The 11,985-nt window shown below is 41.5% G+C and carries 13 protein-coding genes; 4 read left to right on the top strand and 9 right to left on the bottom strand.

Translation table 11 applies throughout. The annotated features are described in order from the left end of the window. Positions 1-21 precede the first annotated feature (21 nt). The 8 genes from plsX to QAP06_RS01810 all read right to left on the bottom strand — a co-directional run bounded on the left by plsX (position 22) and on the right by QAP06_RS01810 (position 5,913). Complete coding sequence (plsX, locus tag QAP06_RS01845) at positions 22-1,041, bottom strand: phosphate acyltransferase PlsX (RefSeq protein ID WP_001915205.1); 1,020 nt, start codon at positions 1,039-1,041, stop codon at positions 22-24. A gap of 66 nt (positions 1,042-1,107) precedes the next feature. Continuing rightward, entirely contained in the window at positions 1,108-1,254 is a 147-nt protein-coding gene (rpmF, locus tag QAP06_RS01840) for a 50S ribosomal protein L32 (protein WP_000290431.1), read from the bottom strand. Between the two features lie 15 nt (positions 1,255-1,269). Next, positions 1,270-1,626 carry a DUF177 domain-containing protein gene (locus tag QAP06_RS01835; RefSeq protein ID WP_286466103.1) on the bottom strand — a complete coding sequence of 119 codons (357 nt, stop codon included), beginning with the start codon at positions 1,624-1,626 and terminating at the stop codon, positions 1,270-1,272. Between the two features lie 24 nt (positions 1,627-1,650). Then, positions 1,651-2,064: a nucleoside-diphosphate kinase gene (gene ndk / locus QAP06_RS01830; protein ID WP_000813730.1), complete on the bottom strand. Its 414-nt coding sequence runs from the start codon at positions 2,062-2,064 to the stop codon at positions 1,651-1,653. A gap of 65 nt (positions 2,065-2,129) precedes the next feature. Next, positions 2,130-3,287 carry a methionine adenosyltransferase gene (gene metK, locus QAP06_RS01825; RefSeq protein WP_286466102.1) on the bottom strand — a complete coding sequence of 386 codons (1,158 nt, stop codon included), beginning with the start codon at positions 3,285-3,287 and terminating at the stop codon, positions 2,130-2,132. 64 nt (positions 3,288-3,351) lie between these two features. Then, the gene (gene lpxD / locus QAP06_RS01820; RefSeq protein ID WP_286466101.1) at positions 3,352-4,362 is read right to left on the bottom strand and encodes a UDP-3-O-(3-hydroxymyristoyl)glucosamine N-acyltransferase; all 1,011 of its coding nucleotides are present in this window, start codon (positions 4,360-4,362) and stop codon (positions 3,352-3,354) included. Positions 4,363-4,371: 9 nt separating this feature from the next. After that, positions 4,372-5,199, bottom strand: coding sequence for an enoyl-ACP reductase FabI (fabI, locus tag QAP06_RS01815; RefSeq protein ID WP_286466100.1), 828 nt, complete (start codon positions 5,197-5,199; stop codon positions 4,372-4,374). A gap of 9 nt (positions 5,200-5,208) precedes the next feature. After that, positions 5,209-5,913: a triose-phosphate isomerase gene (locus QAP06_RS01810; protein WP_286466098.1), complete on the bottom strand. Its 705-nt coding sequence runs from the start codon at positions 5,911-5,913 to the stop codon at positions 5,209-5,211. A 212-nt stretch (positions 5,914-6,125) separates the two neighbouring features. Between QAP06_RS01810 and QAP06_RS01805 the strand changes: the two genes are divergently transcribed. The 4 genes from QAP06_RS01805 to clsC are packed head-to-tail and all read left to right on the top strand — an operon-like array spanning position 6,126 to position 11,307. Beyond that, the gene (locus QAP06_RS01805; RefSeq protein ID WP_245053694.1) at positions 6,126-6,893 is read left to right on the top strand and encodes a fumarate reductase cytochrome b subunit; all 768 of its coding nucleotides are present in this window, start codon (positions 6,126-6,128) and stop codon (positions 6,891-6,893) included. Between the two features lie 9 nt (positions 6,894-6,902). Next, positions 6,903-9,047 (top strand): fumarate reductase flavoprotein subunit, encoded by a 2,145-nt coding sequence (locus tag QAP06_RS01800; protein WP_286466095.1) that lies wholly within the window; start codon positions 6,903-6,905, stop codon positions 9,045-9,047. Beyond that, complete coding sequence (locus QAP06_RS01795; protein ID WP_286466093.1) at positions 9,040-9,777, top strand: fumarate reductase iron-sulfur subunit; 738 nt, start codon at positions 9,040-9,042, stop codon at positions 9,775-9,777. Before QAP06_RS01800 ends, QAP06_RS01795 begins: the two co-directional genes overlap by 8 nt. A gap of 21 nt (positions 9,778-9,798) precedes the next feature. Continuing rightward, a complete protein-coding gene (gene clsC, locus QAP06_RS01790) occupies positions 9,799-11,307 on the top strand; it encodes a cardiolipin synthase ClsC (protein WP_286466091.1) in 1,509 nt (502 codons plus the stop codon). A gap of 5 nt (positions 11,308-11,312) precedes the next feature. Here the strand turns inward: clsC and QAP06_RS01785 are convergent, their stop codons facing one another. Further along, positions 11,313-11,846: a TIGR00645 family protein gene (locus tag QAP06_RS01785; RefSeq protein WP_000890441.1), complete on the bottom strand. Its 534-nt coding sequence runs from the start codon at positions 11,844-11,846 to the stop codon at positions 11,313-11,315. Positions 11,847-11,985: the final 139 nt, after the last annotated feature.

Genomic DNA, 11,985 nt, shown 5'->3' with positions numbered 1-11,985 from the left:
ATCCCCTTAAAATAGTCATCTTTAAGCGTCTTGCTGATCGCTTTGATGTGCAGAAACGCTAGGCTTCAAGCTCTCAAACGCTTGAGTGATTCTCAAACAAACCTGACTTTCAACAGCGCTAATAGCCTGATAAATCGCGCATTCAATCGCTCTAGCGTTGCTCTTGCCATGGCTAATGATCACGCTTTTATTCACGCCTAAAAGCGGTGCCCCCCCATATTCAGCGTAATCGGTTTTTTGTTTTAAAATACCAAACGCATTCTTAAGCATCAAAGCCCCCATTTTAGATTTAAAAGAGCTTTTAATTTCATCTTTAAAAATAGAGCCTATTGCGCTAGCGACCCCTTCTGTTGTCTTTAAGACCACATTCCCCATAAAGCCATCGCAAACCACCACATCCACAACCCCTTTGAAAATATCGCTCCCCTCCACATTGCCATAAAAGAAGTCATAAGCTTTCAGCATTTTATGCGTTTCTTTAACGAGCATGTTCCCTTTAATATCTTCTTCGCCATTACTCAAAAGACCCACCTTAGGGCTATCATAATGCAGCACGCTTTTAGCGTATTCATACCCCATAAGAGCAAAATCAATCAAATACTCAGGCTTGCAATCCGTGTTCGCTCCCGCGTCTAACAGCACGCTAGGGCGTTTGCCAACGCTAGGCATTAAAGTGCAAATAGCAGGCCTTTCAACCCCCTTGATACGCCCTAAACGCAAGGTCGCTAAACCCATAGTCGCCCCACTATGCCCCGCTGAAATCAAAGCGTCAGCCCCATTTTTTAGAATATCCATGCCCAAGTAAATGGAAGATTCCTTACGCTTAATCGCCTCGGTGGCGGCTTCTTCCATTTTAATATAATCTTGCGTGTGGATCATTTCCACTTTGCTGGCTAACTCTTTAGAAATAAAAGGGGTCGCTTTGTCTTTATCCCCCACTAAAACCGCACTAAAACTCTTATTCTCTAAAGCCCTTGAGACTCCCTCAATAATGGGTAAAACCCCATGGTCAGCCCCCATTAAGTCTATTACAATTTTCATCATGCGTCCTTAAAAGGCTTGTTGCAATCCTTTAAATACTTTCTATCACTAAAGATAGCTTTTATACTAGTATTCTTTAGTAAATTTGTTAATATGGTGGGGAAGCTTCCAAGTGCCATCTTTGGCTTTCACAGGTTTAGCCAACTTAACGCTATAATGCGTGCGCCTTTTTGCCGCTCTTGTCTTACTCACTCTTCTATCAGGTACTGCCATAAATTCTCCTTCATTTCAATCTGCATAATGGTAGTCTAATCTAATAGACTCCACTTCAGAGCGTAAAATTTCGCTCAAATCAATAAAACCATTGAAAGATTCAATAACATCTAAATTATCAAAATCCAAACTTTGGCTTTGCGTATCCCACAACCCGTCTGAAATATGCAAAACCAACGACTCATCAAGGCTTTTTTTAAACTCCTTACCGCTTGTATCGCAAATAAGCATCAATTCACCCTTAAGGTGCGCTTCCAAACGAAACAATTTCGCCCCCACTCGTATAACTTCGCCCTCTAAAACCACTCCCTCATGCTCTAAAGAAAACGCTTTAGGTGCATTAAAAGCGATTTTACGCATTTCAAATTGCATGCTTACTTAAAACGCCCTTAAACCTTAAAGATCTCTAGCGGCAAAAAAGAAAGCGATTTCATTGTGCGCGTTTTCTAAGCTATCGCTCCCATGCACCGCATTAGCGTCAATGCTTTCAGCAAAATCCGCTCTGATAGTGCCTTTTTGAGCGAGTTTGGGATCAGTCGCTCCCATAAGATCTCTGTTTTTAGCCACCGCATCTTTGCCCTCTAAAACCATAACCACCACCGGACCACTGACCATAAATTCTATCAAATCTTTAAAAAAGGGTCTCTCTCTGTGGATCGCATAAAAGTTTTCAGCGTCTTTAACGCTCAAATGCAAGCGTTTCATAGCAATCACTTCCAAGCCGTTACTCTCAAAGCGATCAATGATTTTGCCTACCACTTTTTTCTTAAGTGCATCCGGTTTAATAATAGACAGCGTTCTTTGTTTCAATTTAAACTCCTTGTGAATTGTTGATTATACAAAAATTTTTTAAAATATTACCCTTAAAATATTTTTTAACGCTTAAAGAACGCTTTAATCTCCTCAGCTTTGTTGGTTTTTTCCCAAGTGAATTCCTCTAATTCGCGCCCAAAATGCCCATAAGCTGAAGTGAGCGAATAAATGGGTCTTAACAAATCCAAGCTTTCAATAATGCCTTTTGGCGTGAGTTTGAAAACCGCTTTCACGCATTTTTCCAACTCCGCACTTGAATACTTGCTCGTGTTATGCGTGTTCACATAGATAGACACTGGCTCTATCACCCCAATCGCATAAGCAAGCTGCACGGTCGCTTTATCGCAAACCCCACTCGCTACCAAATTTTTAGCCACATAGCGGGCCGCATAAGCCGCGCTCCTATCCACTTTACTGGGGTCTTTCCCGCTAAACGCTCCCCCGCCATGCGGGCAACTCCCCCCATAAGTGTCCACGATGATTTTCCTGCCCGTTAAGCCCGCATCGCCTTGCGGCCCACCGATAACGAATTTTCCCGTAGGATTGACAAAAAACTTGATATTGTCATGCAAATATTCTTTGGGTAAAACCTTATACACGATCTCTTCAATCACGGCTTCTTTTAAATGCTTTTGCGAAACTTCTGGGGAATGTTGGGTGGAAATAACGATCGTATCAATGCTTATAGGCTTGTTGTTTTCATAACGCACGCTCACTTGAGACTTGCCATCAGGCCTTAAAAAAGGCAGAGTGTTGTCTTTTCTTTTTTGAGCCAGAGCGAAAGTGAGCTGGTGCGCTAAATGAATGGGTAAGGGCATGAGCGTTTCAGTCTCCTTGCACGCATAACCAAACATAAGCCCTTGATCCCCTGCCCCAATCTCGCCATCTTCTCTATCCACGCCTTGATTAATATCGGGGCTTTGCTCGCCAACGCCATTCAAAACCGCCGCGCTCCTGTAATCAAAGCCATAAAGAGCGTCTGTATAGCCAATCTTTTTAACCACTTCTCTTGCAATCTCTTGCATAGGGGCATAAACAGAAGTTTTTAATTCGCCAGTGATCATGCAAAACCCGTTAGAAACTAAAGTCTCGCATGCGACTTTGGCTTTTTGATCCCGCTCAATAATGTAATCTAAAACCGCATCGCTGATTTGATCAGCCATTTTATCAGGATGCCCCTCGGTTACTGATTCAGAAGTGAAAAGAAAACTATCTTTCATTGATTGTCCTTATTAAAATAATCATTCGTATTCAAAATGGGCTTATTATAGCTTATTTCATTCTTTAAGACTTGAAAAACCCTTTAGCTTTTTGCAACAAACTCGTTTTTTGCTGTTTCCTGAAATTCGTTCGTAAATGAGCCAGGAAATGGTGCCATTCATGGATTTCCATAGCAGGGATCGCTCCGGCAAAATTAGTGTTAGGGGGCAAGTCTTTACCCACCGCACTTTTACCCCCAATTTGAGTGAATTCGCCCACATGCAAATGCCCCCCAATGCCCACTTGCCCGCCAAAAACCACATTACGGCCAGTGGTTGTAGAGCCGCTCAAGCCCACTTGAGAAACAACGATACTGTGTTCGCCTAAAACGCAATTATGCCCGATTTGAACCAGGTTATCAATCTTAACGCCCTCTTTAATCAAAGTCTCGCCAAACACCGCCCTATCAATCGCTGTGTTAGCTCCAATTTCTACATTTTTTTGAATCCTAACAATCCCCACATGCTCAATTTTGACATGCTCTCCTAAAGCGGTGTGCGCATAACCAAAGCCATCGCCTCCGATCACACTGCCTGCATGGATAGTAACATTGTCTTCTAAAATCGTGTTTTGATACAAAACCACACGAGGATACAAAATACAATTTTTACCGATTTTGACCCCATCAGCGATCACCACGCCCGGATAAATCAAAGAATTTTCGCCAATTTCTACGCCCTCTCCAATCATAACATTAGGCATGATCGTTACTTTTTCAAAATGTTTAGGCTCAATAACGCTTTCTGGGTTTTTAAAAAAAGGGATTTTAAAGGCATGCGAAGCTTTGGCAAAGGCTAAATGCGGGTTATCCACGATTAAAGCTTGCATGCGTTTTGGCACTTTAGAAGATTCTTTTTTACGGATAAACACCGCCCCGGCTTTAGAATCTTTTAAAAGTTTAAGGTAACGCGCTTGATCAACATAGCTAATATCATTAGGCGTAGCCTTATCCAATTCCGCTAAGGCATGCACTTCAAAATCGTTTGAAAATTCCGTTTCAATAGAATAGGCGCTCAACAATTCGCTTAATTTCATCAATACCCCTTATTGTTCTTTATGCAAATCCCACGATAGCATAGCTTTATTGTCTTTTTCTTCCACAGCCCCCATGCCCATAACATGATAGCCAGCATCCACAAAATGCACTTCCCCACTCACCCCGCTAGACAAGCTAGAGAGCAAATACATTCCGGCATTGCCCACTTCTTCTAAACTCACATTTTTTCTTAAAGGGGCGTTGATTTCATTCCATTTTAAAATCATCCTAAAATCAGCGATCCCGCTAGAAGCGAGCGTCCTGATAGGCCCGGCCGATAAGGCATTCACCCTTATATGATGCTTGCCTAAATCCACCGCTAAATAACGCACCGCACTCTCTAGGGCCGCTTTAGCCAACCCCATCACATTGTAATGCGCCATGTATTTGGTGCTGCCCAAATAGCTTAAAGTCAAAACAGACGCTCCGTTATTCAATAAAGGTTTTAGGGTGTTTGTCAGCTCTATTAAAGAATAAACAGAAATTTCCATAGCGGTGTTAAACGCGCTTTTAGAAGTTTCTAACAAGCTCCCCTCTAAAGCCTCTTTAGGGGCAAAGGCCACGCTATGAACGATAAAATCCAGTGAGCCTAAATCCTGTTTAACGCTATTGTATAGCGACTTGAAATGCTCTTCTTTGCCCACATCTAATTCATACACATAGGGACTATTCAATTCCTGCGCGATAGGCCTCACGCGCTTTTCTAAGCTCTCATTCAAATAAGTGAAAGCCAAAGTAGCCCCTTGATTGAAGCAAGATTGAGCGATCCCATAAGCGATGGATTTATTGTTTGCCACCCCCACAATAAGCCCTTTTTTACCTTTTAAAAATCCCATGATTTTCCTTTATAAAAATGAAATGATTGTTTTAAAATTTTCTAATTCCCAAGACGCGCTCCCGATCAACAAGCCATCCACGCTATCAATCCCTAAAATTTCTTTAGCGTTTTGTGTGTTCACGCTCCCCCCATACAACAAGGGCGTTTTTTGATTTAAAATTTGCTTTAAAAAACCATGCGTGAGATAAATATCTTCTAAAGAAGCGCTCTTTTTTGTGCCAATCGCCCAAATAGGCTCATACGCCACCACTAAATTAGGATAATTAAGATCAATATTTTCCAATTGCTCATTTAAAAATTCCTTTACAGCCACTAAACCCTTTTCTCTGGTCGTTAATGCTTCGCCAATACAATAAACAATTTTAAAATTTTTACTTTTAAAAAAATCAAACTTTTCTTTCAAAAAGCTAGGGCTTTCCTTTAAAAGCGCTCGCCTCTCGCTATGCCCTATTAAAAGCGTGTTGATTTTCAGTTCCTCTAAATGCTGTGAAGTGATTTCACCGGTAAAAGCCCCACAATCTCTAGGGTAAGCGTTCTGCACTCCTAAAGTGAAATGCAAAAACGAATTAGGCAATAACCCCAAAAAATCAGGGAATACAAACACCCTATCAAAATGCTGCGGTTTTAAAGTCTTTTCTAATTCTTCTAAATACGCATGGCTTTTATAAATAGGCATAGCGGATTTAAAATTAGCCATAGCAATTTTTGTCATTGAATGATCCTTATTTTATAGGTGGTAACTATCCCTTATTATATCTAATAGCGTTAAAAAATGTAAATTTTAAACAATAGCCCCCTTGAATTGCATTTTTTCTCAATTTAGGTTTTGTTTATAAGAAAAATTATTTCAAATGTAGTAAAATTAAGGCAGTGTTTTTGCGTCAAGCGATTCAGGTTAATTTTAGAGTTTTTAGGAGCAGTTTTATGCAACAAGAAGAGATTATAGAGGGTTATTATGGCGCTAGCAAAGGGCTTAAAAAGAGCGGTATTTATGCTAAGCTAGATTTTTTACAGAGTGCTACGGGCTTGATTTTAGCGCTCTTTATGATAGCACACATGTTTTTGGTCTCAAGTATCTTGATTAGCGATGAAGCCATGTATAAAGTGGCGAAATTTTTTGAAGGGAGCTTGTTTTTAAAAGCAGGCGAGCCGGCTATTGTGAGCGTGGTTGCAGCAGGGATTATTCTTATTTTAGTCGTGCATGCTTTTTTGGCGTTAAGGAAATTCCCTATCAATTACAGGCAATACAAAGTTTTTAAAACCCACAAGCATTTGATGAAGCATGGCGATACAAGCTTGTGGTTTATTCAAGCCTTAACCGGGTTTGCAATGTTTTTCTTAGCGAGTATCCACTTGTTTGTCATGCTCACAGAGCCTGAAAGTATCGGGCCTCATGGTTCAAGCTATCGTTTTGTAACGCAAAACTTTTGGCTTTTGTATATTTTCTTATTGTTTGCCGTAGAATTGCATGGCTCTATTGGGTTGTATCGCTTAGCGATTAAATGGGGGTGGTTTAAGAATGTGAGCATTCAAGGCTTGAGAAAAGTCAAATGGGTGATGAGCGTGTTTTTTATTGTTTTAGGGCTTTGCACCTATGGGGCTTACATTAAAAAAGGTTTAGAAAATAAGGACAATGGCATTAAAACCATGCAAGAAGCCATAGAAGCTGATGGGAAATTCCACAAAGAATAAAGGTAGAAAATGAAAATAACATATTGTGATGCGCTAATTATTGGAGGCGGACTGGCCGGGTTAAGGGCTAGTATCGCATGCAAACAAAAGGGTTTAAACACCATCGTTTTAAGCCTAGTGCCTGTCAGGCGTTCGCACTCTGCAGCCGCTCAAGGGGGCATGCAAGCGAGCCTTGCGAACGCTAAAAAAAGCGAAGGCGATAATGAAGATTTGCACTTTTTAGACACGGTTAAGGGGAGCGATTGGGGGTGCGATCAGCAAGTGGCTAGAATGTTTGTAACCACTGCTCCTAAAGCCATTAGGGAATTGGCCAGTTGGGGGGTGCCTTGGACTAGGATTAAAAAGGGCGATAGGCCTGCGGTCGTCAATGGTGAGCATGTTACGATTACCGAAAGAGACGACAGGCATGGTTATATCTTAAGCCGTGATTTTGGCGGCACTAAAAAATGGCGCACATGTTTTACGGCTGATGCTACAGGGCATACCATGCTTTATGCGGTCGCTAATGAAGCCTTACACCACAAAGTGGATATTCAAGACAGAAAGGACATGCTCGCTTTCATTCATCATGACAATAAATGCTACGGAGCGGTGGTAAGGGATTTGATCACAGGCGAAATTTCAGCGTATGTTTCTAAAGGCACGCTTTTAGCTACCGGAGGTTATGGGCGCGTGTATAAACACACCACTAACGCTGTGATTTGCGATGGAGCCGGGGCTGCAAGCGCCTTAGAAACCGGCGTGGCTAAATTAGGCAACATGGAAGCGGTGCAATTCCACCCTACCGCTTTAGTGCCAAGCGGGATTTTAATGACTGAAGGTTGTAGGGGCGATGGCGGCGTTTTAAGAGACAAGTTTGGCAGACGATTCATGCCCGCTTATGAGCCGGAGAAAAAAGAGCTTGCGAGTAGGGATGTGGTCTCAAGGCGGATTTTAGAGCATATCCAAAAAGGCTATGGAGCCAAATCGCCTTATGGGGATCATGTGTGGTTGGATATTGCTATTTTAGGGCGTAACCATGTGGAAAAAAACTTAAGAGATGTGCGCGATATTGCCATGACTTTTGCGGGCATTGATCCGGCTGATAGCGAAGAGCAAACCAAAGACAACATGCAAGGAATGCCCGCAAATGAGCCTGAATACGGGCAAGCGATGGCTAAGCAAAAAGGCTGGATCCCCATAAAGCCCATGCAACACTATTCTATGGGGGGGGTTAGGACAAACCCTAAAGGCGAAACCCATTTAAAAGGCTTGTTTTGCGCAGGTGAAGCGGCATGTTGGGATTTGCATGGGTTTAACCGCTTGGGGGGAAATTCTGTGAGTGAAGCGGTGGTCGCTGGCATGATCATAGGGGATTATTTCGCGTCGCATTGTTTGGAAGCGCAAATTGAAATCAACACGCAAAAGGTTGAAGCTTTCATTAAAGAAAGCCAGGATTACATGCACTTTTTATTGCATAATGAAGGCAAGGAAGACGTGTATGAAATTAGAGAGCGCATGAAAGAAGTCATGGATGAAAAAGTGGGCGTTTTTAGGGAAGGCAAAAAATTAGAAGAAGCCCTTGAAGAATTGCAAGAACTTTATGCACGCTCCAAAAACATTTGCGTGAAAAACAAGGTTTTGCACAATAACCCTGAATTAGAAGACGCTTACCGCACCAAAAAAATGCTCAAACTCGCGCTTTGCATCACCCAAGGAGCGTTACTGCGCACTGAAAGCAGAGGGGCTCACACAAGGATTGATTACCCTAAAAGAGACGATGAAAAATGGCTTAATCGGACTTTAGCGAGCTGGCCTAGTGCTGAGCAAGACATGCCCACGATTGAATACGAAGAATTAGATGTGATGAAAATGGAAATCAGCCCTGATTTTAGGGGCTATGGCAAAAAGGGCAATTTCATTCCCCACCCCAAAAAAGAAGAGCGCGACGCTGAGATTTTGAAAACGATTTTAGAATTAGAAAAGCTTGGGAAAGACAGGGTAGAAGTCCAACACGCGCTCATGCCTTTTGAATTGCAAGAAAAATACAAGGCTAGGAATATGCGTTTAGAAGATGAGGAAGTCAGGGCTAGGGGGGAACATTTGTATTCTTTCAATGTCCATGAGTTATTAGACCAACACAACGCTAATTTAAAAGGAGAACACCATGAGTGATAATGAACGAACGATTGTAGTTAGAGTGCTAAAATTTGACCCTCAAAGCGCGGTGAGTAAGCCGCATTTTAAAGAGTATCAATTGAAAGAAACGCCATCCATGACGCTCTTTATCGCTTTAAACCTCATTAGAGAGCATCAAGATCCGGATTTGAGCTTTGATTTTGTGTGCCGTGCTGGGATTTGCGGCTCTTGCGCGATGATGGTTAATGGGAGACCAAGACTAGCTTGTAAAACCCTAACTTCTAGCTTTGAAAGCGGGGTGATCACGCTTATGCCCATGCCCAGTTTTACGCTCATTAAAGATTTGAGCGTGAATACGGGCGATTGGTTTTTTGACATGACTAAAAGGGTGGAGAGTTGGGCGCATTCTAAAGAAGAAGTGGATATTACTAAGCCGGAAAAAAGGGTTGATCCTGATGAAGCTCAAGAAGTCTTTGAACTAGACAGGTGTATTGAATGCGGGTGCTGTATCGCTTCTTGTGGGACTAAACTCATGCGCCCTAATTTCATTGGAGCTGCTGGCATGAACAGAGCCATGCGTTTTATGATTGACAGCCACGATGAAAGAAGCGATGATGATTTTTATGAATTAGTTGGCGATGATGATGGTGTTTTTGGGTGCATGAGCTTGATTGCTTGCCATGACACTTGCCCTAAAGAATTACCCTTGCAAAGCAGTATCGCTACTTTGCGTAATAGGATGTTGAAAGTGGGTAAAAGCCGCTAATTTCTTTTTAGTGGGTCGTTTTTGAAAATCTTTTTAATCCTTTTAAGCGTCTTTTTTTTTAATGGGTGCTTTGGGTTAGTTTATAAGACTCCCATTTCAAGCCCCCCTATTTCTTATGATCCCTACACTACCACCATTGGGAGCTTATACGCTAAAAATTTAAAAGAAAACCCTAACCGTAGCACGGCCATTCTTTTAGAAGACGGCTTTGATGCCTTATTGCATAGAGTGGGTCTTATCAGAATGAGCCAAAAAAGCATTGACATGCAAACTTATATCTATAAGAACGATCTTTCCTCTCAAGTGATCGCTAAAGAACTTTTAAATGCGGCCAATCGTGGGGTAAAAGTGCGCATTCTTTTAGACGATAACGGATTGGATTCGGATTTTTCAGATATTATGCTTTTAAATTTCCATAAAAATATTGAAGTGAAAATTTTTAACCCCTACTATATCCGCAATAAAGGCTTGCGTTATTTTGAAATGCTTGCGGATTATGAGCGCATTAAAAAACGCATGCACAACAAACTTTTCATCGTGGATAATTTCGCTGTCATTATAGGGGGGCGCAATATTGGGGATAATTATTTTGATAACGATTTAGACACGAATTTTTTAGATTTAGACGCTTTGTTTTTTGGGGGGGTTGCTTCAAAAGCCAAAGAAAGCTTTGAACGCTATTGGAGGTTCCACCGCTCTATCCCTGTTTCATTATTGAGAACCCATAAAAGACTCAAAAACAACACTAAAGAAATCGCTAAACTCCATGAAAAAATCCCTATCAGCGCTGAAGACAAAAACCAGTTTGAAAAAAAAATCAATGATTTTATAGAACGCTTCCAAAAATACCAATACCCCATTTATTACGGGAACGCCATTTTTTTAGCCGACTTGCCCGAAAAAATTGACACGCCCTTGTATTCGCCTATCAAAATCGCTTTTGAGAAAGCCCTTAGAAACGCTAAGGACTCCGTTTTTATCGCTTCATCGTATTTTATTCCAGGCAAAAAGATGATGAAAATCTTTAAAAATCAAATTTCTAAGGGGATTGAATTGAATATTCTTACCAATTCCCTTTCATCTACTGATGCGATAGTGGTCTATGGGGCATGGGAAAGGTATCGCAACCAATTAGTGCGAATGGGCGCGAATGTCTATGAAATACGAAACGATTTTTTCAACCGCCAGATTAAAGGGCGCTTTAGCACCAAACATTCCTTACACGGCAAGACGATTGTTTTTGATGACAATTTAACGCTTCTAGGGAGTTTTAATATTGATCCGCGCTCTGCATACATCAACACTGAGAGCGCGGTTTTGTTTGACAACCCGTCTTTTGCTAAAAGAGTGCGTTTGTCGCTTAAAGATCACGCCCAACAAGCATGGCATTTGGTGGTGTATCGGCATAGAGTGATTTGGGAAGCGGTGGAAGAAGGGATTTTAATCCATGAAAAAACTTCGCCTGACACTTCCTTCTTTTTGCGCTTGATTAAAGAATGGTCTAAAGTCCTCCCTGAAAGAGAGCTTTAAAATTTTTAATGCCCTTTATTTTGCGAAAAAGCGATGTTATTGGTAACGGCGGCTAAAAGCGCTGAACACACAAACACCAAATGGATCACCACTTGCCAAAAAATGGGGTTATGCGATAGGGGTGCATCCTTAGGAATGCTGGATAGAACGTCTTCTAAACTCATGTAGCGTTTGAGCAAAAAAATCGCCGAAATGGCTACAATGGAGAGCGAAACCTTTAATTTTAAAGCGTTAAAATCCGTGTGTTTTAGCCAAGTGATTTCGCTGGCATCCACCTTGTCTAATTTAGAAACAAAGCTTTCATAACTGGCGAGCAACACCATTAAAACAAGTCCGGCCATAAACAACAAATCCACTAAACCTAAGGCTGATAAAACCAAATCCGTTTCACTAATGGTGTCTAAATGGCTGAGCATGTGCCACAATTCTTTCATGAACACATAGCCTAAAACCACCAACACTAACGACATGGCAATGCATAAGGGGGCTAGCAACCAACGAGTGGCAAACAACACTCTTTCAATCAACTTTTCTAGCATGTTCAAACTCTTTTAATTATGGCTTTTTGAAGCCTTGATTATAGCTAATAAAACGCCCCGAGCGGCTAACAGAACGCCTTGATGGAGTGAAACCTCAGATCATTCTTATGATATTTATGGTATAAATTTGACTACTGCA

It is taken from the genome of Helicobacter pylori, assembly GCF_030323545.1.
Classification (GTDB): Bacteria; Campylobacterota; Campylobacteria; order Campylobacterales; family Helicobacteraceae; genus Helicobacter; species Helicobacter pylori_CO.
Note: the sequence above shows the minus strand (reverse complement) of the source record. Positions and strands in the feature narration are given on the sequence as shown.

Coding starts and splice junctions, on each gene's coding strand:
- plsX (WP_001915205.1), bottom strand. CDS start 1,041: ATGAAAATTGTAATAGACTTAATGGGGGCTGACCATGGGGTTTTACCC.
- rpmF (WP_000290431.1), bottom strand. CDS start 1,254: ATGGCAGTACCTGATAGAAGAGTGAGTAAGACAAGAGCGGCAAAAAGG.
- QAP06_RS01835 (WP_286466103.1), bottom strand. CDS start 1,626: ATGCAATTTGAAATGCGTAAAATCGCTTTTAATGCACCTAAAGCGTTT.
- metK (WP_286466102.1), bottom strand. CDS start 3,287: ATGAAAGATAGTTTTCTTTTCACTTCTGAATCAGTAACCGAGGGGCAT.
- lpxD (WP_286466101.1), bottom strand. CDS start 4,362: ATGAAATTAAGCGAATTGTTGAGCGCCTATTCTATTGAAACGGAATTT.
- fabI (WP_286466100.1), bottom strand. CDS start 5,199: ATGGGATTTTTAAAAGGTAAAAAAGGGCTTATTGTGGGGGTGGCAAAC.
- QAP06_RS01810 (WP_286466098.1), bottom strand. CDS start 5,913: ATGACAAAAATTGCTATGGCTAATTTTAAATCCGCTATGCCTATTTAT.
- QAP06_RS01805 (WP_245053694.1), top strand. CDS start 6,126: ATGCAACAAGAAGAGATTATAGAGGGTTATTATGGCGCTAGCAAAGGG.
- QAP06_RS01800 (WP_286466095.1), top strand. CDS start 6,903: ATGAAAATAACATATTGTGATGCGCTAATTATTGGAGGCGGACTGGCC.
- QAP06_RS01795 (WP_286466093.1), top strand. CDS start 9,040: ATGAGTGATAATGAACGAACGATTGTAGTTAGAGTGCTAAAATTTGAC.
- QAP06_RS01785 (WP_000890441.1), bottom strand. CDS start 11,846: ATGCTAGAAAAGTTGATTGAAAGAGTGTTGTTTGCCACTCGTTGGTTG.